The organism is Nonomuraea dietziae, from assembly GCF_014195505.1.
GTDB classification, from domain to species: Bacteria; Actinomycetota; Actinomycetes; order Streptosporangiales; family Streptosporangiaceae; genus Nonomuraea; species Nonomuraea roseola.
Map to the genome: position 1 here is coordinate 1,653,287 of NZ_JACIBV010000001.1, position 18,026 is coordinate 1,671,312.

Below are 18,026 nucleotides of genomic sequence, written 5' to 3' on the forward strand. Positions count from 1 at the left end.
ATCCGCTTCGGCCATGACGAGGGTCAGGGACGGATGATCGCCATCCTGGTCACCGTGAACTCCTCGATGGCGAAGCGCGGGCCCTCGCGGCCGATGCCCGAGTCCTTGACGCCCCCGTACGGCATGTTGTCCGCGCGGAAGCCAGGCACCTCGTTCACCACCACGCCACCGGCCTCCAGCCGCTCGATGGCGGCGAAGGCCGTGGCCAGCGACCTGGTGAAGACCGAGACGTGCAGGCCGTACCTGGAGCGGTTGACGGTCTCGAAGGCCTCCTCCAGATCGGCCACCGCCCGCACGCACACCACGGGCCCGAAGATCTCCTCGTCCCACACCTCCACGCCGTCGGGCACGTCGGCCAGCACGGTCGGCGTGATCACCCGCCCGCCGGCCGGCGCCGGCCCGGTGACCAGCCGGGCGCCCGCCGACACCGCCGACTCCACCCAGCCGAGCACCCTGCTCGTCGCGCGCTCGTCAATCAGCGGCGCCACCCTCGTCTCCGGCAGGCGGGGGTCGCCGACGACCACGTCCTTCATCCGGGCGGCCAGCAGGTCGAGGAAGTCGGCGCGCACCGCCTCCTCGACCACGACTCGCTGCACCGAGATGCACGCCTGACCCGACGCGTAGTACCCGCCGCGCACGACCGCGTCGGCGGCGGCCTCGAGATCGGCGTCGGCCGCGACCACCAGCGCGGCGTTCGACCCCAGCTCCAGCACCACCTTGGTCGGGGCGGCGTTGCGCGCGATGGCGTGGCCGGCGGCGGCGGAGCCGGTGAAGGAGACGGCGCCGATCCTGCGGTCCTCCACCAGCGCCCTGCCCACCTCCACGTCGCCCGTGACGAGCTGCACCGCCGCGGCGGGCACAGCGCCGACCGAGCGCAACACCTCCACCAGCAGCAGCGTCGCCAGCGGGGTGGCGGGGGCGGGCTTCACGATCACCGGGCAGCCGGCCGCCAGCGCGGGCGCGATCTTGTGGGCGGCCAGCAGCAGCGGGTAGTTGAAGCCGGTGATCCCGACGACCACCCCGATCGGCCTCCTGGTCCAGAACCCGACCAGCCCCTCCCCCGCGGGCAGCAGGTCGAGCGGCACGGTCTCCCCGTGCAGCCTGGCCACCTCCTCTGCCGCCGTGGCCAGCGTGACCAGCGTTCTGGCGACCTCCACCCTGCAGTCGACCAGCGGTTTGCCGGTCTCCAGCACGAGCAGGCGCTCGAACTCCTCCCTGCGCGCCAGCAGCGCGTCGTGCGCGCCCATCAGCGCGGCGCGGCGGGCGTGCGAGGGCGTCCTGGCCATCTCGCCCGCCACCGCGAGCGCCTCGTCGAGGGCTCTGCCTGCCAGCTCGACGGTCCCGACGGGGGCCCGGCCCACCGTGCTCCCGTCGTAGGGGAAGACCACCTCGGCCGTCTCCTCGACCGGCAGCCAGCCTGCCCCGATCGGCAGCCCTTCTCTCATCGTCCGCTCCGTGCGCTAGGGAAGACATCCAGGTAGGCGGGGGCGCCCTCCCTGCCGGTGGCGTGGAGGACGGCGTGGGCCACGGCCCTGCTGAACACGTCGGCCGCCGCGGCCAGCACGTCGTGCAGTCCCGTGTCGTCGGGGCCTGGCAGGCCGCAGGTCGACATGGCGAAGATGGTGTCGCCGTCGACCATCGTGTGCGCGGGCCTGATCGCCCTGGCCAGGCCGTCGTGCGCGACGCCCGCGAGCTTGCCGCACTGGGCCTTGGACAGCGTGAGGTCGGTGGCGACGACGCCGATCGTGGTGTTGAACGACGGCGCCTTCTGCGGGCTCCATCGCTCGTACTCGCCGGTGTCGGGCTCGCCGACGTGGTCGAACTCGCCCGGCAGGCCGTACCTGACGCCGGACAGCAGGCCACTGCGCGGGTCGAGGACCGAGCCCGCGGCGTTGACGACGGCCAGGGCGGCGACGGTGACCCCCGAGGGCAGGACCGCGCTCGCCGTCCCGACCCCTCCTGCCAGCCCGCCCGCCACGGCGCCCGTACCCGCGCCCACCGACCCGTTGACCCGGGGAGGGGACGCCGCCCCGTCCGAGGGAAGCCCTCCGGAGAGGGCGCCCGGTGAGGAGAGCGCCGCGTCGTAGGCGGCGGCGCCCATCGCGGCGTCGGGCGTGGCGCGGAAGCTCCCGCCCCGCCCGAGATCGTAGATGACGGCGCCTGGCACGATCGGCACCACCCCGCCCTCGACGGGGAAGCCCGTCCCCGCATCGGCCAGCCGCTCCATGACACCGCACGCGGCGCTCAGCCCGTAGGCGCTGCCGCCGGTCAGCACGATCGCGTGGACGCGTTCGACGAGGTTGCGCGGGTCGAGGAGCTCGGTCTCGCGGGTGCCGGGCGCCGCGCCGCGCACGTCCACGCCCGCGACCGCGCCGCCCTGCGGGGCCAGCACCACGCTGACCCCTGTCCTGTAGCCGTCGCCGACCCGCTGGGCGTGCCCGACCCTGAGCCCCTCGACGTCGGCCAGCGAGTTGGTCGGCCCCCGCCTCATCGGGAGCCGTCCGCGCCGGTGAGGAAGCGCCGCGCGGCCTCGGCGAAGACGCGGGTGCAGCGGACGATCTCCTCGACCTCGACGAACTCGTCGGCCTGGTGGGCGATCCACTTGCCGCCTGGCCCGTAGACCACCGAGGGGATCCCGCCCCAGTGCGTCAGGACGGTGCCGTCGGTGGAGCCCGGCACGCCGCCGTACACCGGCTCCTCACCCGTGACCGCGGTGTGCGCCGCGGCGAGGGCGGTGACGACGGGGTGCTCGACCGGCACCTCGACGGGCGGCCTGTCCACCAGGATGGCCACCCGCGACTCGATGCCGTCGAAGGAGGCCAGCTCCTCGACCCTGTCGGCCACCTCCTTGTGGGCGACGCCGGGAACGGTGCGCACGTCGACGAAGACGGAGGCGACCGCGGGGATGACGTTGACCTGCTCCTGGCTGCCCGCCTGGACGACGGTCGGTGTGACGTACACCTCGCCGAGGTGCTCGTGCGCGGGGTGGGCGGCCTGCAGCTCCTCCTGGTAGGCGCGCAGGGCGACCAGGAGGGCGCCCACCGCCTGGATCGGGTTGCGCCCGTGCTGCGGCATCGCGCCGTGCGCCATCTTGCCGGTGAAGTCGACGCGCAACCGCAGCGCCCCCTTGGCGACCGCGCAGATCTCCCCCGCCTCGGGCTCGGCCACGATCGCCGCGTCGACACCCTCCGAGAGGGCGGAGTTGACGAAGTGGTGGGCGCCGATCATCAGGCCCTCCTCGTCGGCCAGCGCGCACACCTTGATCCGGCCGGGGAAGGGTCCCGCCAGCTGCAGCGCCCTGGTGGCGTACATGACGGCGGCCAGACCCGACTTCATGTCGGCGCTGCCGCGCCCCCACAGCCTGCCGTCGCGGATCTCGCCGCCGAACGGGTCTACGGTCCACTCCGACAGGTCGCCCTCGGTCACCACGTCGGTGTGACCCTCGAACATCAGCGTCGGGCCCTCGCCTCCGCCGCCCTCGACCACGGCGACGACGTTCGGCCTGCCGGGGGCGGCCTCCTCGACCACGACCTCCCAGCCCCACGCGCGCATCCTCGCCTCGACCAGGTCGGCGGCGGGCTGCTCGCTGCGCCCGCGGGCGGGGTCGTTGGTGCTCGGGACGCGGACCAGTTCCTGGGTGAACTCCACGACTCCCTGGGCATCGATCTCGATCACAGCAGTCCCTCCAGAGTGGGTACGGCCTGCAGCAGCGTCCGCGTGTAGTCGTGCTGGGGACGGGACCACACGTCGTCGACGAGGCCGCGCTCGACGACGACGCCGCGGTGCATGACCGCGACGGACTCGCACACGTGCCGCACGACGGAAAGGTCGTGCGAGACGAAGACCAGGGTGAGGCCGTGCGTGTCGATGAGGTCGGCCAGCAGGTTCAGGATCTGGCCGCGCACGGAGACGTCGAGCGCGCTGACCGGCTCGTCGGCCACCAGCACCTTGGGGTTGGGCGCGAGGGCGCGGGCGATGGCGATGCGCTGGCGCTGCCCGCCCGAGAACTGGTGCGGGTAGCGGTCGGCCGCCGACGCGGGCAGGCCGACCTCGGTCAGCAGCTGGGCCACGCGGTCGCCGACGGGCCTGCCGAGGGCGACGAGGGGCTCGGCGACGATGTCGCGGACCCTCATCCGCGGGTCCAGCGAGCTCATCGGGTCCTGGAAGACGATCTGCAGGTCGTCGCGCAGGAAGCGCAGCTGACGTTCGCCGAGCCCGGTGATCTCCCTGCCCTCGAAGCGGACCGAGCCGCTGGTGGGCCTGTCGAGCCCGCACAGCAGGCGCAGCAGGGTGGACTTGCCCGAACCCGACTCGCCGACGATCCCGAACCGCTCGCCGCGCCCGATGTCGAGCGACACCCCGCGCAGCGCCTCGACGCCGGGTTTGAAGCGCGAGGCGCGGTAGACGCGGGTGAGGTCGCGGGCCTCAATCACGGGGGTGCCAGCAGGCGTAGGCATGGCCCTCTCCTGTCAACGCTGGGTCGCTCTCGCAGGCCGGCGAGGCGTGGGCGCACCTGTCCCTGAAGGGGCAGCCCGAGGGGAACCTGGAGGGGACGGCGCCGGGGATGATGGGCAGGCGGGTGCCTCGGGGCGTGAGCTTCGAGGCGGCCAGCAGGCCCTCGGTGTAGCGGTGGCGGGGGTTGGTGAACACCTCGCGCAGGGGGCCGCTCTCCACGACGCGCCCGCCGTACATCACGAGCACCCGCGAGCAGACGGAGGCGACGACGGCCAGGTCATGGGTGATGAACAGCACGGCGGGGGCGAGCTCGACGATCAGCTCCAGCATCTGCTTCTGGACGGTCACGTCGAGCGCGGTGGTGGGCTCGTCGCAGATGAGCAGCGAAGGCTCGTTGGCCAGCGCGATGGCCAGCATCACCCGCTGCCGCTGGCCGCCCGACAGCTGGTGCGGGTAGGCGCGCGGAGCCTCGACTCCCACCCGCCCTAGCAGGTCGAGCGCGCGCTCCCTGGCCTCGGCGCGCGGCACGCCGTGCAGCGTCATGACCTCCGAGACCTGCGCGCCGACCCGCATGGTGGGGTTGAGCGCGGTCATCGGCTCCTGGAAGACCATCGACACGACCCTGCCCCGCAGGCCCTTCACCCGCTTGTCCGGCACGCCGAGCAGCGGCTGGTCCTGGAGCGTGGCCGAGCCCGTGGCGCTGACGCCCTCGGGCAGCAGCCCCATCAGCGAGAGCGCGGTGAGCGACTTGCCCGAGCCCGACTCGCCGATCAGGCCGACGCGCTCGCCCGGCGCGATGCCGAACGACACCTCCCGCACCAGCTCCACGCCGTCGGCCCTGACGGTGAGTGCCTCAACGCTCAGCACGGATCCTCCTGAGCTTGGGGTCGAGGTGGTCGCGCAGGCCGTCGCCGAGGAGGTTGAAGCCGAGGACGGCCAGCGCGATCGCGAGCCCTGGCCACAGGGCCAGGCGCGGCGTGGAGAACAGCAGTTCCTGCGCCTCCTGCAGCATCCTGCCCCACGAGGGGGTCGGCGGGCGGGTGCCGAAGCCGAGGAACGACAGCGCGGCCTCGGCCAGGATGGCGATGGCGAAGGAGACCGACGCCTGCACGATGAGCATGGAGCCGATGTTGGGCAGGACGTGCCGCAGCGCGATGGCGGGGCCGCGCCGTCCCGCGGCGCGGGCGGCCATGATGTAGTCGGTCACCATGACCTGCATCGTCGCCGCGCGCGCGATGCGGGCGAAGGCGGGCACCGTGGCCACGCCGATCGCGATCATCGCGGTGAGCGTGCCCGCGCCGTAGACGGCGCCGAGCATGACCGCGAGCAGCAGCGCGGGAAAGGCGAAGACCAGGTCGTTGACCCGCATGATCAGTTCGGAGAGCCAGCCCCGCGGCGTCATGCCGGCGAGCATGCCCAGCGGCGTGCCGATCACGGCGGCGATGCCGACCGCGACGATGCCGACGTACAGCGTGGTGCGCGCGCCGACCATGAGCTGGCTGAGCGTGTCGCGGCCGAACTTGTCGGTGCCGAGCAGGTAGTCGCCGCCGGGCGGGGCGAGCCGGTGGGCGGCGTCCACGAGCGTGGGGTCGTGCGGTGTCCAGACGAACGACACCAGCGCGGCCACCACGGTGAGGCCGACCAGGACGGCGCCGATGACCAGGTTCCCTCTCATCGCAACCTCGGATCGAGGACGGCGTAGGCGACGTCCACCACGAAGTTCACCAGCAGGACGGCCACGACGAGCACCATGACCACCCCCTGGACGAGCAGCAGGTCGCGCTGGGCCACGCCGTTGAGCAGCAGGTCGCCGAGCCCAGGGATGACGAAGACCCGCTCGACGACGACCGCGCCGATCAGCAGCGTGGCCAGCTGGAGCCCGAGCACGGTGACGACCGGGATGGCCGCGTTGCGCAGGCCGTGCCGCCACAGCGCGCCCATGCGCCCCCTTCCCTTGGCGCGCGCGGTGCGCAGGTAGTCCTCGCGCATCACCTCGAGCACCGCGCTGCGCACGTACCGGGTGAGCACCGCGCCCTGCACCAGCCCGAGCGACAGCCACGGCAGCAGCAGCGACTGGAACCACAGTGAGGGGTCCTCCGTCAGCGGCACGTAGCCGCCCGACGGCAGCGCCTGGGCCTGAACCGCGAAGACGAAGACCAGCAGGATGCCCGCGAGGAAGGCCGGGACGGCGATGCCGACCTGGCTGGCGGCGCTGATGAGCGCCCCGAGCGGGTTGCGGTGGTGGACCGCCGCGAAGGTGCCTGCGGGGACCGCGACGATCAGGGCGATCACCATCCCGCCGACGACCAGCGTGAGCGTGACGCCGAGGCGCTCGCCGATCTGCTGGCCGATGGGCGAGCTGGTGACGTAGGAGACGCCGAAGTCACCGGCGGCCAGCCCGCCGATCCAGTCGAGGAACTGGGTGAGCGGCGGCCGGTCGGTGCCCCACTGCCTGCGCAGCGCCTCGATCGCCTCGGGAGTGGCGTTGACGCCCAGTGCGACCTCGGCGGGGTCGCCTGGCAGCAGCGCCATGAAGGCGAAGACGACCACACCCGCGGTCGCGGTGCTCGCCAGAAGCACCGCGACGCGCTTGGCCAGGTACGAGATCACCGCTTGGTGAGGGCCGTGAAGTCGAAGGCCTCGGAGATGCCGTTCTTCGGCAGCCCGCCGGTGATGTCCTTCTTGGCCACGATGAGGTTCGGGAAGAGGAACAGCCAGTCGGCGGCGGCGTCCTCGGACAGCAGCTTGGCTGCCGCCTTCAGGTCGGCGGCCTGCTCCTGCTCGGTGCCGGAGTCGGCGGAGGCCAGCAGCTTGCCGAACTCGGGGTTGTCGTAACGGAAGTAGTACGACTTGTCAGCGAAGATGCCCATGTCGCGGGGCTCGACGTGGTTGATGATGGACAGGTCGTAGTCGCCCTGCTTGAACACCACGTCCAGCCATCTGGCGGGGAACTCCAGCGGATCGATCTCCGCGGTGATCCCGACCTGGGCCAGCTGCGACTTGACCACCTGCGCCGCGGCGACCGCGTAGGGCAGGTTGGGGATGCGCATCTTCACGTTGTGTGTCTTGCCGCCGAGCAGTTCCTTGGCCTTGGCGACGTCGTAGGGGTAGTCGCCGGTGCGGTCCTCGTACCAGGGGTCGGTGGGCGGCACCATGCTGCCGATGAGCTGGCCGCGCCCCGCCCAGGCGGTGTCGAGCAGCGCCCTGTGGTCGATGGCGTGGCGGACGGCCTGCCGTACCTTCTTGTCGTTGAAGGGCGGGCGGGAGTTGTTCATCGACAGCACCACCTCGCCGTTGGTGGTGCCCTCGACGACCTGGAAGCGGTTGGTGTCGGCGAACTGCGCGAGCGACTCGGGCGCCTGGACCGCGGAGATGATGTCGATGCCGCCGGTGAGCAGCGCGTTGTTCATCGCCGTGGCGTCCTTGAAGTACTTCAGCGTGATCTGCGGGACCTGCGGCTTGGTCCCCCAGTACTTCTCGTTGGCGGTGAGCTGGATGGAGTCGCCGCGCTTCCACGAGCCGAGCTGGTAGGGGCCGGTGCCGACCGGCTTGTTGGCCAGGTCGGCCACTCCCGTGCGGCTGAACATCGCGCCGAGCCTGGTGGCCATCGAGTAGAGCCAGCCGTTGCTCGGCTGCTTCAGCGTCACGACGGCGGTGGAGTCGTCCTTCTTCTCCACCTTGTCGACGACGTCCATCTGACTCTTGATCTTCAGCTTCCAGTCGCTCTTCACCCTGTTGATGGAGAAGACGACGTCGTCGGCGGTGAACGGCGCGCCGTTGGTGAAGGTGACGCCCTTGCGCAGGGTGAAGGTGTAGGTCTTGTTGTCGGGCGAGACCTCCCACTTCTCCGCGAGGAGGGGCTGGATCTTGCCGTCCTGGTCGAGCTTGACCAGGCCCTCGTAGACGTTGACCAGCAACGCCTGGGGGATGGCAGCGCCCTCCGTGGCGGTGAAGTCGAGGTTGGCGGGCTCGGCGACGAAGCCCACCGCGAGCGGCTTGGTCGCGGTCGTGGGGGTCGCGGCGGAGCCGCCACCGCAGGCCGCGCTGAGAAGGAGGCCGCCGAGGGCGACCCAGGTGCCGATGCGCCTCATGCCTTAAGCCTCCTGGCTAGTGCACTGGTCTGACCAGTAGGCTACGCACACTGCCAGCCCAGGACTTTCCGGTCAAGAGGGGGCGTGATGGGCGGACCTCGGTTCCAACCTGTACGGACTGTCCGTGCTTACGAGCGCATCGTCGAGCAGATCGAGCAGGCCGTCGAGAGCGGTGAGCTGCGCCCTGGCGAGCGGCTGCCGAGCGAGCGCGACCTGATGGTGCAGTTCTCGGTGAGCCGTTCCACGGTGCGCGAGGCGCTGCGGGTCCTGCAGGCGCGCGGGATGGTGCGCTCCAGGCCTGGCGATCCGAACGGCGCGGAGGTGCTGCCCTTCACCCCCGCCGCGCTGCACAAGTCGATGACGACGCTGGCCAGGGTCGACGAGCTGTCGCTGGCCGAGCTCGTGCAGTTCAGGATGGTGCTGGAGGGCGCCGCCTACCTGCTCGCCGCCAGGCTCCACACCCCCTCGCAGCTGGCCGACATGGACGCGGCGATCGCGCGGATGCGGGCCGCCGAGGGCGAGGAGGCCTTCGGCGCGGCGGACGTGGACTTCCACGACGCGGTGGCGCGGGCCAGCGGCAACAAGCTCATCCTGATCTGCAGCGACGTGGTGCGCTCCATCGTGCTGAACCTGATCGCCGACAAGATCAGGGCTCCCGAGCTGCGCAGCCGCAGCATCGCCCACCACGAGGAGGCGCTGGCCGCGGTCAGGGCCGGCGACGGCCCGCTGGCGGCCAGGCTGGCCCGCCAGGCGCTGAGCGACTTCTACTCGCCCTATCTGCCGGAAGGCGCGCTCGACGAGCTCCTGGAGTAGGCGGGCAGCCTGACCAGGAAGACCGCGCCCCTACCGGGAGGGGAGGCGGCGCTGATCGTGCCGCCGTGCGCCTCGACCAGCGCGGCGGCGATCGACAGGCCGAGACCCGTGCCGCCTGAGTCGGCCCCGCGCGCGGGGTCGGCGCGGTAGAAGCGCTCGAAGACCCTCTCGGCCGCGCCGGGCGGCAGCCCCGGCCCCTGGTCGGCGACCTGCACCACGGCCTGCCCGCCCGACAGGCCCACACCGACCGAGAAGGGCGTGCCCTCGGGGGTGTGCCTGAGCGCGTTGCCGACCAGGTTGCCGACCACCTGGGTGAGCCGTCCCTCGTCGCCGAGCACGACGACCTCTCCCTCGCCGCCGTCCAGCCGCTCGAACGTGACCTGGCGGTCGGGAGCGAGGGTCCTGGCGTCGATGACGGCGCCCGCCGCCAGGCTCAGCAGGTCCACGGGGCGCCGGCCCGAGCGGGCGGCGCTGGTCGAGCCTGGCCAGCAGCAGCAGGTCGTCGACGAGCAGACCCATGTGCGCGGCCCTGTTCTCGATGCGGTCCATCAGCCAGGTGGTCCTGTCGAGGTCGGGCGCGCCCTGCCTGAACAGCTCGGCGAACCCCCTGATCGAGGTCAGCGGGGTGCGCAGCTCGTGCGAGGCGTCGGCGACGAACCTGCGCATCAGCTCCGCCGAGCGCCCCGCCGTGTCGGCCGCCGCCTCCCGCTCCCTGACCGCCCTCTCGATCTGGGCCAGCATCCCGTTGAGCGCGCGCCCCAGCCTGCCCACCTCGGTACGGCGGTGCAGTTGCGGCACGCGTCTGGACAGGTCTCCCCCTGCGATCGCGACGGCCGTCGCCTCGATCTCGCCGAGGGGGCGCAGGCTGCGCCGTACGAGCCAGTAGCAGGCCAGCCCCAGGACCACGAGCACGCCGCCGCCCACGCCCGCGACGATCACCACGAGGCGGGAGACGGTGCGGTCGATGTCGGCAAGGCTGATCGCCACGATCCTGGTCGTCCTTTCGGGACCGCCCACCGCGACGGCCCGCCACTCGGGGCCGCCGGGCTGGAGCGAGCCCACGCTGAAGGGCCTGCCCGCCATGCCCGCCGCCTGCTCGGAGGTCAGCCTCGGCAGGTCGGGCCGGTCGGCGTCGATCGACTCGGCGACGGTCCTGACCACCTCACCCCCGTCGTCGAGCAGCACCATGTGGAACAGGCCAGGCAGCCGCAGCGGCCTGGGCGGCTCGGGCCGCGGGCCCTCGCCGAGGCTCATGGGCCTGCCCGCCGCCGTCAGCTGCTGGTCGACCCGCTCGACGAGATAGCCGCGCAGCAACTGCACGGCGAACCCACCGGTCAGCGTGATCGCCAGGGTGACCAGCAGCAGGGTGGTGGAGACCAGCCTCAGCCACAGCGGCAGCGCCTTCACCGGCGGGGTTCCCGCAGGACGTAGCCGACGCCGCGCAGCGTGTGCAGCAGCCGAGGCTCGCCCCTGTCCAGCTTGCGACGCAGGTAGGAGACGTAGGACTCCACGACACCCGCGTCACCGTCGTAGTCGTGCGACCAGACATGGTCGAGGATCTGCGCCTTCGACAGCACCCTGCCCGCGTTGAGCATGAAGTAGTGCAGGAGCTTGAACTCCGTCGGCGACAGCGACACGGGCACACCCGCCTTGCGCACCTGGTGCGCCTCCTCGTCCAGCTCCAGGTCGCCCACCTCCAGCCGGGACGGCGCCGCCTCCCCGCCCCTCGTACGGCGCAGCACCGCCCTGATCCTGGCCAGCACCTCGTCGAGGCTGAACGGCTTGGTCACGTAGTCGTCGCCGACCCGCAGCCCCGCCACCTTGTCGTCGTGGGCGTCGCGGGCGGTGAGGAAGAGCACGGGCACCCGCCTGCCGCCGGCCCGCAGCCGGTCGGCGATGGCGAAGCCGTCCAGGTCGGGCAGCATCACGTCGAGGATCACCAGGTCGGGCCTGGACTCCTCGGACAGGCGCAGGGCCTGCCTGCCGTCCGCCGCCGCCTCGACCTCGAATCCGGCCAGGCGGAGGCTGGCCGACAGCAGCTCCCTGATGTTCGGCTCGTCGTCGACGACCAGCAGCCTGGCCTCGGGCGGTCTATCGCCTGGCACCCGCGCCGCCTCCCTGGCTGATGGAGGTGGCGTGCACCGAGCCGTCCTCGCCCTTGTCCCCCTGGACCACGACCGTGGCGCCTGCCACCAGATCGGCGACCTCGCCCTCCTTGGTGACGCGCACGGCCGTCTCGGCCGTCGTCTTCACGGTGATGGACGAGCCGTCCGCAGCCTTCAGGATCACCTTGTCCTTGTCGACCTTCTCGACCGTGCCGACGGTGGCGCCGCCGAGCATACCCCGCTGTCCCTGCTGCCCAGGCTGGCCCTGCTGCCCCTGTTGCCCCTGGCCCGCGCCCGGTTGCCCGCCGTACCCCGGCCTGGCCCCTGGCTGACCCGCGAGGCCCGCGAGGCCCGCGGCCGAGAAGGGCGCGCCCAGCGTCTTCTGGGCCTGGATGCCGATGATCACCCCCACCACCAGCACGAGCCCCGCGCCGAGCCCGAGCGTGAGCTTCGAGGCCCGCGGCCTGGGCCGGGCCTGGAACTGCTCCTCGAACGGTGACTGATCGAGCACGACGTTCTCCTTACTCATGGCGCAGCGCCTGGATGGGGCGGAGCTTGGCGGCCCTGTTGGCCGGATAGCTGCCGAAGAACAGCCCGATGCCGACCGAGACGCCCAGCGCGAGCACGACCGAGGACGGCACCAGCACGGGCTCGATCCCCGCGATCGTGAAGCGGGTGCCCACGAAGGCGACCAGCACCCCCGACAGGCCGCCGACCAGGCTGAGCAGTGTGGCCTCCAGCAGGAACTGGCCGAGGATCGCGCTCCTCGGCGCGCCGATCGCCTTGCGGATGCCGATCTCCCTGGTCCGCTCGGTGACGGTGACGAGCATGATGTTGGTGATCCCGATACCGCCCACCAGCAGCGAGATGGCCGCGACCGCGCCGAGCAGCACGGTGAACGTGCCGGTCGCCGCGCTGACCGTCTCCTGCAACGTGGCCTGGTTGAGGATGCGGTAGTCGGCCTCGGTGGCGGAGGTGACGCCGTGCCGCTGGTTGAGCACGGTGGTGACCTCCGCCTGCGCCGTCTCCGTCGCCGCGGCCGAGGTGGCCTGCACCACGATCGAGCCCAGCGAGCCGAACCCGGTCAGGCTCTGCTGGACGGCCGGCAGCGGCGCGATCGCCACGTCGTCGCCGTCCTGCATGCCGCTCGAGCCCGACTCCTTCAGCACGCCGACCACGGTGAAGGGCACCCCTGACACGCTCACCGACCTGCCGACGGGGTCGGTCCGGCCGAACAGCGCCTCGGCGACCGTCCTGCCGATCACCATCACCTTCCTGGCGGCGCGGACGTCGTCGTTGACGAAGTACGTGCCCGCGGTGACCGGCTTGTTCATCGCCTCGAAGTAGCTGGGGTAGGTGCCGACCAGCTGGGCGATCGAGTGGCTCGCGCCCTCGTGGACGGCGGCGACCGCGTTCGAGGTCACCACCGGCGAGACGCTCTTGATCGAGGACAGTTCGGTCAGCGCCCTGGCGTCCTGCACGGTGAGCTCCCTGGCCTGCGTGCGCGGCCCGGCCGAGCCCTGTCCCCCGCCGGGGGCCGCCGCCGCCTCCGGAGAAGGAAGGGGAGATGGTCAGCGTGTTGGAGCCGAGGCGCTGGATGTTCTGCTGGATGCTCTGCGAGGAGCCCTCGCCGACGGCGACCAGGAGGATGACCGCGGCGACGCCGATGAGGATGCCGAGCGTGGTCAGCGCGCTGCGCAGTTTGTTGGCCGCCAGGCCGCGCAGGGCGAAACGGAGGGTCTCCAGCTGGTTCACCTGGCCCGCACCCCGCTCGGCGCCTGCTCCGGGCCGGCCACGGGGGCCTGGCGGCGGTCTTCGATGATCTCGCCGTCCACGAGCCTGACGACCCGCTTGGCGTGCGTGGCCACGTCGTCCTCGTGCGTGATGATCACGATGGTTCTGCCCGCCTCGCTGAGCTGGTCCATGATGTCCAGCACGTCGCGGGTGGAGGCGGTGTCGAGGTTGCCCGTCGGCTCGTCGGCCAGCAGCAGCGAAGGGGCGGTCACCAGCGCCCTGGCCACCGCCACGCGCTGCTGCTGCCCTCCGGACAGCTCGTTCGGGTCGTGGTAGACCCGATCGGCCAGGCCCACCCGCTCCAGGGCGGCCAGGGCGCGCGACCTGCGCTCGGCCACGCCGACGCCGCCGTAGGTGAGCGGCAGCTCCACGTTGGCCAGCGCGCTCATCCTCGGGATGAGGTTGAACGACTGGAAGACGAAGCCGATCTTGCGGTTGCGCAGGATCGCGAGCTGGTGCTCGTCCAGGGCGCCGACGTCGGTGCCGTCGATGAGGTAGCGGCCGCCGCTGGGGATGTCGAGGCAGCCGAGGATGTTCATCAGCGTGGACTTGCCCGAGCCCGACGCGCCCATGATGGCCACGTAGTCGCCGCGTTCCACGTCGAGGCTGACCCCGCGCAGCGCGCGGACCTGGGCGTCCCCCTCGCCGTAGGTCTTGACCAGGTTCTCCACCCGGAGCACGGGCGGGCTCATCGGCCGCCGCCAGGAATGCCGCCGGTGATCCCGCCGCCGGGGAACCTGTTCGGCTGCCGCTGCTGCTGGTCGGAGGTGCCCGTGGCCGCGGGCGGGACGAGCAGGTCGCCCTCGGCGACGCCCGACCTGATCTCGGTGGTGGCCGTGCCCTTCACCCCGACCTCCACCGGGGTGCGGACCTGCCGGCCGTCCTTCAGGAGGGTCACGGTGCTCTGGCCGCCGGCGGTGGTGACGGCGGAGGAGGGCACGGTCACCACGTTCTCCGCCGTGCCGGTGACGACCTCGACGGTGGCCGTCTGGCCGAGCCTGACCTGGTCGGGCACCTCCGTGAGGGAGATCGTCACCGGGTACTGCACGACGTTGTCGCTGGTGGCCGCCACGGGCTCGATCTGGGTGATCTTGCCGGTGGCGGTGACGCCCGACAGCGCGTCGAAGCTGACGGAGGCGGGCGTGCCGACCTTGAGCTTGGTGACGTCCGACTCGGTGAAGGCGCCGACGAGCTTGAGCCTGCCCGTGTCGGCCAGCTCGATGAAGCCGGTGGCCGCGCTCTGACCGGTCGAGGCGTCGGAGCCGCCGCTCGAGCCGTTGGAGGAGCCACCTTCGGCGCCGTTGAGCGCGGTGACCGTCCCCGCGAAGGGGGCTTTCAGGACGGTGCCCTCGACCTCGCGCAGGGCCGCCCTGTAGGCGTTGCGCGCCTTGACGTAGGCGGCGTAGAGCGCGGTGGTGGCGGTGCCGTCGTCGACGGCGGCCTCGTAGGAGGCCGCGGCCGAGGCGAGGGTCTCCCTGGCGGCGTCGTCGTCGAGCCTGGCGAGGATCTCGCCCTTGGCGACCTTGTCGCCCACCTTGACGTAGATCCTTTCCACGGTGCCGGTGGAGCCGAACGCCAGCGAGCGTGACAGGGCGCTCTCCACGGCGCCCGAGGCGGTCACCGAGGCGGTGACCGTGCCTCTCGTCGCGGTGACCGTGCGCACCACGGCGTCGGCCGGGGACCCGCCCGCTCCCAGCGCGGAGTAGGCGAACCCGGCCCCGCCCAGCAACGCGACCGCGAGGATCCCGTTCGTTATCAGGCCCCTGCGCCTGGTCGACAGCTTCACAGGCCGTGACCCTCGCACACCATCCTTGGCTCCAGCCTCACGAAGCCTGGGTGTTTGCTGAGAGGCCGCGCCCTTCGCCCGGCGCGCTCAGGCAACCTCCAGGTTCCCGGCAGCCTTCTCCGAACCTGGCACGCCAGGATGGGCCGCCATGAGACCGACGTATGTTCGCACGGGCGTCCTGGCCGTGGCCGCGGCCGCGCTGGTGGGCACCGGCGTGCTGTTCGCGCTGACCGACGAGCCCGCACCCCAGGTCACCGTACGGCTGGCGGCCGCCCAGCGCGGCACGGTGACGGCGGCGGTCTCGGCGACGGGCAACACCAGCGACGGCTCCAGCCGCGACCTGTCGTTCGGCGCGCAGGGGAGGGTCACGGCGCTGTCGGTGAAGGCGGGCGACCGGGTGCGCAAGGGGCAGGTGCTGGCCAGGATCGACTCGGCGGCCGCCATGGAGGCCTACACCGCCGCCAAGGCGGACGTCGCCGCGGCGCAGGACGCGCTGGAGGAGGCCCAGGCGACCGACTGCGCACCGCCCTCGGACACCTCGTCGGGCGCCGCAGGTTCCGCGCGGGCGGCCGGTTCGCCGGGGACGGGGGGCTCCTCGGCCGCGGGCGGCGGGTCCGTGGCGAGGGTGGCGTGGGCGGGGTTCACACCCTCGCCCGACCCGGTCGCGCGTCCGGGTGGCTCGCCCCCGCCCACGGTATTCGAGCAGCCGGCGCCCACCGTGACGGTCACGGTGACCGAGCCCGCGCCCTCCGTCACGGTGACCGTCACGGCTACGGTGACGGCCACCGTCACCGCCACCCCCTCGCCTTCGGGCAGCCCGTCAGGAAGGCCGACCACAGATCCGACCACAGAGCCGACCACAGAGCCGGGCACAGAGCCTGGCACAGAGCCTGGCACAGAGCCTGGCACGGGGCCGGGCGCCGATCCGGCGGCCACCGGCAGGCCGGACGCCTGGCCCAGCGCGCGGCCCAGCCCCACCTCGAGCCGCACCGCCGGCCCTGCCGTGAGCCTCACCCCTGCGGGAACCCGCGCCACGACCCCGAGCGGCAGGCCGACCGGCGCCGCCAGCGGCAAGCCCACCGCCACCCCCGGCGGCAGGCAGAGCGCGGGCCCGAGCGGCAGGACGACCCCGGGGGCCCGGACCGACTCCCGGCGCGGGGACCTGTCCGAGACGCCCTGCGGCATGAGCGAGGAGCAGGCCGAATCCGGCCTCGCCAAGGCGCAGGCCGCCATGGAGCAGGCCGCCGACGCCGTCAGGGGCACCAGGATCGTCGCCCCCGCCTCGGGCACCGTGCTGTCGGTGGCGGGCGCGAAGGGCGACACCGCGGGCACCGGCGCCTTCATCACTCTCGGCGACCTGGACGAGCTGCAGGTCCAGGCGCTGTTCACCGAGTCGGACGTCAACAGCCTCCGCCTCGGCCAGCAGGCCGTCATCACACTGGCCACCCGCCAGGGCGAGCGGTACTCCGGGACCGTCACCCACCTCGCCCCCACCGCCACGACCACGGGACGCCTGGTGCGCTACGCCGTGACGATCACCTTCGACGACCCGCCGAAGGACCTCCTGCTCGGGCAGACCGCGACCGTCACCGTGACCACGGGCGAGGCCGACGACGCGCTCTACGTTCCCGCCCAGGCCGTCAAGACCGGCAAGGACGGCACCGCGACGGTGACCGTGCGAACCGGGTCGGGTGAGAAGGAGCAGCGGGTCACGACGGGGGTGCGCGGCGACCAGTACGTGCAGGTCAAGGAGGGGCTGACGGCCGGCGACAGGGTCGTGGTCGGGCAGGTCGGAAGCGGCGGGTTCCCCGACGGCAGCTGGCCCGAGGGCTGACAGCCAACGCTCAGCTCGCCGGCAGCTTTCTGCCTGGAAACAGGTTTGTCATCTTTTGCGGGCATGCTGACGCCGTGACATTCGACCTGCGGGGACGGCTCGACCGGCTCCGCCTCATGGCTCCCTCGATCGGGCAGTGCGCGGTCGCCGCGGCTCTGGCATGGCTGGTGGCCAAGGACCTGCTCGGCCATCCGCGCCCGTTCTTCGCGCCCATCGCCGTGGTGCTGTGCGTCGGCGTGGGCCTGGGCGCGCGGCTGCGCAGGGTGGCCGAGCTCGTGGTCGGGGTGGGGCTCGGCGTCGGGGTGGGCGACCTGCTGGTCTCCCAGATCGGCTCGGGCGCCTGGCAGATCGCGCTGGTGGTCGCGCTGGCCATGGTGGTGGCGGTCTTCCTGGACAGGGGGACGCTGATCGTCCTGCAGGCGGGCTCGTCGGCGGTGCTGGTGGCCACCCTGCTGCCGCCCTCGGGCACCGGCGGCCTCGACCGGATGGTGGACGCCCTGCTCGGCGGTGTCCTCGGCATCGCCGCCTTCGCGCTCATGCCGGCGAGCCCGGCCGCCGTCGTCCGCAGGCACGCCTCGGCGGTGTTCGAGGCCCTGGCCGCGGCGCTCGACGGCACGGCGCTGGCCGTCGAGCGCGCCGACCCCGACCTGGCCGCCGAGGCGCTGGAGGAGGCCAGGGGCACACAGGGCGCAGTCGAGCAGTTCTCCGAGGCGCTGCAGACGGGCAGGGAGATCGCCACCATCTCGCCGGTGCGCCGCCGTCACCGTCGCCTGCTGCTGCTGCGGTACGAGAACGCGGCCAGGCCCGTCGACCACGCGCTGCGCAACACCAGGGTGCTGGCCCGCCGCGCGCTCGTCGCCCTCGACCAGGGCGCGAGCGTCCCCGTGGGGCTGGCACCCGCCCTCCGGCAGCTGTCGGCGGCCGTGCTGCTCCTGCGCGACGAGCTCGCCTCCGGCGGTGAGCCGGCGGGCGCCAGGGAGGCGATCGCCGCCGTGGCCGCCGCGCAGACCGGCGACAGGACGGGGTTCTCCGCCGACGTGATGACGGCCCAGCTCCGCTCGATCATCGTGGACCTGCTCCAGGCCACGGGCGCCGACCGCGAGAGCGCCGCCGCCTCCCTCCCGCCCCTGGAAGACTGACGACTGACA

General features: G+C 72.6%; 19 protein-coding genes and 2 pseudogenes. 5 read left to right on the top strand and 16 right to left on the bottom strand.

Features of this window, described 5'->3' with window-relative positions; translation table 11 throughout:
* Window positions 1-23 precede the first annotated feature (23 nt).
* The 8 genes from FHR33_RS08090 to FHR33_RS08125 are packed head-to-tail and all read right to left on the bottom strand — an operon-like array spanning window position 24 to window position 8,546.
* Window positions 24-1,445, bottom strand: coding sequence for an aldehyde dehydrogenase family protein (locus tag FHR33_RS08090; RefSeq protein ID WP_183645360.1), 1,422 nt, complete (start codon window positions 1,443-1,445; stop codon window positions 24-26).
* Window positions 1,442-2,491: a P1 family peptidase gene (locus FHR33_RS08095; protein WP_183645361.1), complete on the bottom strand. Its 1,050-nt coding sequence runs from the start codon at window positions 2,489-2,491 to the stop codon at window positions 1,442-1,444. The genes FHR33_RS08090 and FHR33_RS08095 overlap by 4 nt, the downstream gene beginning before the upstream one ends.
* The gene (locus FHR33_RS08100; protein WP_183645362.1) at window positions 2,488-3,675 is read right to left on the bottom strand and encodes a M20 family metallopeptidase; all 1,188 of its coding nucleotides are present in this window, start codon (window positions 3,673-3,675) and stop codon (window positions 2,488-2,490) included. Before FHR33_RS08100 ends, FHR33_RS08095 begins: the two co-directional genes overlap by 4 nt.
* The gene (locus tag FHR33_RS08105) at window positions 3,672-4,457 is read right to left on the bottom strand and encodes an ABC transporter ATP-binding protein (protein WP_183645363.1); all 786 of its coding nucleotides are present in this window, start codon (window positions 4,455-4,457) and stop codon (window positions 3,672-3,674) included. The genes FHR33_RS08100 and FHR33_RS08105 overlap by 4 nt, the downstream gene beginning before the upstream one ends.
* The gene (locus FHR33_RS08110) at window positions 4,426-5,322 is read right to left on the bottom strand and encodes an ABC transporter ATP-binding protein (protein ID WP_183645364.1); all 897 of its coding nucleotides are present in this window, start codon (window positions 5,320-5,322) and stop codon (window positions 4,426-4,428) included. The genes FHR33_RS08105 and FHR33_RS08110 overlap by 32 nt, the downstream gene beginning before the upstream one ends.
* Entirely contained in the window at window positions 5,309-6,130 is an 822-nt protein-coding gene (locus tag FHR33_RS08115; RefSeq protein ID WP_183645365.1) for an ABC transporter permease, read from the bottom strand. Before FHR33_RS08115 ends, FHR33_RS08110 begins: the two co-directional genes overlap by 14 nt.
* Window positions 6,127-7,065, bottom strand: coding sequence for an ABC transporter permease (locus tag FHR33_RS08120; protein WP_183645366.1), 939 nt, complete (start codon window positions 7,063-7,065; stop codon window positions 6,127-6,129). The genes FHR33_RS08115 and FHR33_RS08120 overlap by 4 nt, the downstream gene beginning before the upstream one ends.
* Entirely contained in the window at window positions 7,062-8,546 is a 1,485-nt protein-coding gene (locus FHR33_RS08125) for an ABC transporter substrate-binding protein (RefSeq protein ID WP_183645367.1), read from the bottom strand. The genes FHR33_RS08120 and FHR33_RS08125 overlap by 4 nt, the downstream gene beginning before the upstream one ends.
* Before the next feature lie 87 nt (window positions 8,547-8,633).
* Between FHR33_RS08125 and FHR33_RS08130 the strand changes: the two genes are divergently transcribed.
* Window positions 8,634-9,359, top strand: a complete 726-nt coding sequence (locus FHR33_RS08130) for a FadR/GntR family transcriptional regulator (protein ID WP_183645368.1) — start codon at window positions 8,634-8,636, stop codon at window positions 9,357-9,359.
* Window positions 9,360-9,389: 30 nt separating this feature from the next.
* Here the strand turns inward: FHR33_RS08130 and FHR33_RS49925 are convergent, their stop codons facing one another.
* A complete protein-coding gene (locus FHR33_RS49925; protein WP_512766751.1) occupies window positions 9,390-9,992 on the bottom strand; it encodes a histidine kinase dimerization/phospho-acceptor domain-containing protein in 603 nt (200 codons plus the stop codon).
* On the opposite strand from FHR33_RS49925, the gene FHR33_RS53740 reads away from it, so the two are divergent.
* Window positions 9,877-10,245 (top strand): hypothetical protein, encoded by a 369-nt coding sequence (locus FHR33_RS53740; protein ID WP_512766306.1) that lies wholly within the window; start codon window positions 9,877-9,879, stop codon window positions 10,243-10,245. The genes FHR33_RS49925 and FHR33_RS53740 overlap by 116 nt on opposite strands.
* Here FHR33_RS53740 and FHR33_RS53745 read toward each other — a convergent pair.
* Window positions 10,143-10,442, bottom strand: a pseudogene (locus FHR33_RS53745) (HAMP domain-containing protein); the annotation flags it as partial. The gene FHR33_RS53740 and the pseudogene FHR33_RS53745 overlap by 103 nt on opposite strands.
* Here FHR33_RS53745 and FHR33_RS49935 point away from each other — a divergent pair.
* Window positions 10,324-10,662 carry a hypothetical protein gene (locus FHR33_RS49935; RefSeq protein WP_246451708.1) on the top strand — a complete coding sequence of 113 codons (339 nt, stop codon included), beginning with the start codon at window positions 10,324-10,326 and terminating at the stop codon, window positions 10,660-10,662. The pseudogene FHR33_RS53745 and the gene FHR33_RS49935 sit on opposite strands and share 119 nt — an antisense overlap.
* A gap of 100 nt (window positions 10,663-10,762) precedes the next feature.
* On the opposite strand, the gene FHR33_RS08140 is transcribed toward FHR33_RS49935, so the two are convergent.
* The 6 genes and pseudogenes from FHR33_RS08140 to FHR33_RS08160 all read right to left on the bottom strand — a co-directional run bounded on the left by FHR33_RS08140 (window position 10,763) and on the right by FHR33_RS08160 (window position 15,044).
* Complete coding sequence (locus tag FHR33_RS08140) at window positions 10,763-11,464, bottom strand: response regulator transcription factor (protein WP_183645369.1); 702 nt, start codon at window positions 11,462-11,464, stop codon at window positions 10,763-10,765.
* Window positions 11,451-11,975, bottom strand: coding sequence for a hypothetical protein (locus tag FHR33_RS08145; RefSeq protein WP_183645370.1), 525 nt, complete (start codon window positions 11,973-11,975; stop codon window positions 11,451-11,453). Before FHR33_RS08145 ends, FHR33_RS08140 begins: the two co-directional genes overlap by 14 nt.
* 10 nt (window positions 11,976-11,985) lie before the next feature.
* Window positions 11,986-12,945 carry an ABC transporter permease gene (locus FHR33_RS51630; protein ID WP_312895416.1) on the bottom strand — a complete coding sequence of 320 codons (960 nt, stop codon included), beginning with the start codon at window positions 12,943-12,945 and terminating at the stop codon, window positions 11,986-11,988.
* Window positions 12,946-13,060: 115 nt separating this feature from the next.
* A pseudogene (locus tag FHR33_RS52475) lies at window positions 13,061-13,219 on the bottom strand (ABC transporter permease); the annotation flags it as partial.
* A complete protein-coding gene (locus FHR33_RS08155) occupies window positions 13,216-13,950 on the bottom strand; it encodes an ABC transporter ATP-binding protein (RefSeq protein WP_183645371.1) in 735 nt (244 codons plus the stop codon). The gene FHR33_RS08155 and the pseudogene FHR33_RS52475, both read right to left, overlap by 4 nt.
* Complete coding sequence (locus tag FHR33_RS08160; protein ID WP_183645372.1) at window positions 13,947-15,044, bottom strand: efflux RND transporter periplasmic adaptor subunit; 1,098 nt, start codon at window positions 15,042-15,044, stop codon at window positions 13,947-13,949. The genes FHR33_RS08155 and FHR33_RS08160 overlap by 4 nt, the downstream gene beginning before the upstream one ends.
* 148 nt (window positions 15,045-15,192) lie before the next feature.
* Between FHR33_RS08160 and FHR33_RS08165 the strand changes: the two genes are divergently transcribed.
* Both FHR33_RS08165 and FHR33_RS08170 read left to right on the top strand, forming a co-directional pair.
* Entirely contained in the window at window positions 15,193-16,878 is a 1,686-nt protein-coding gene (locus FHR33_RS08165; RefSeq protein ID WP_183645373.1) for an efflux RND transporter periplasmic adaptor subunit, read from the top strand.
* A gap of 74 nt (window positions 16,879-16,952) precedes the next feature.
* Window positions 16,953-18,017 carry an FUSC family protein gene (locus FHR33_RS08170; RefSeq protein ID WP_312895417.1) on the top strand — a complete coding sequence of 355 codons (1,065 nt, stop codon included), beginning with the start codon at window positions 16,953-16,955 and terminating at the stop codon, window positions 18,015-18,017.
* Window positions 18,018-18,026: the final 9 nt, after the last annotated feature.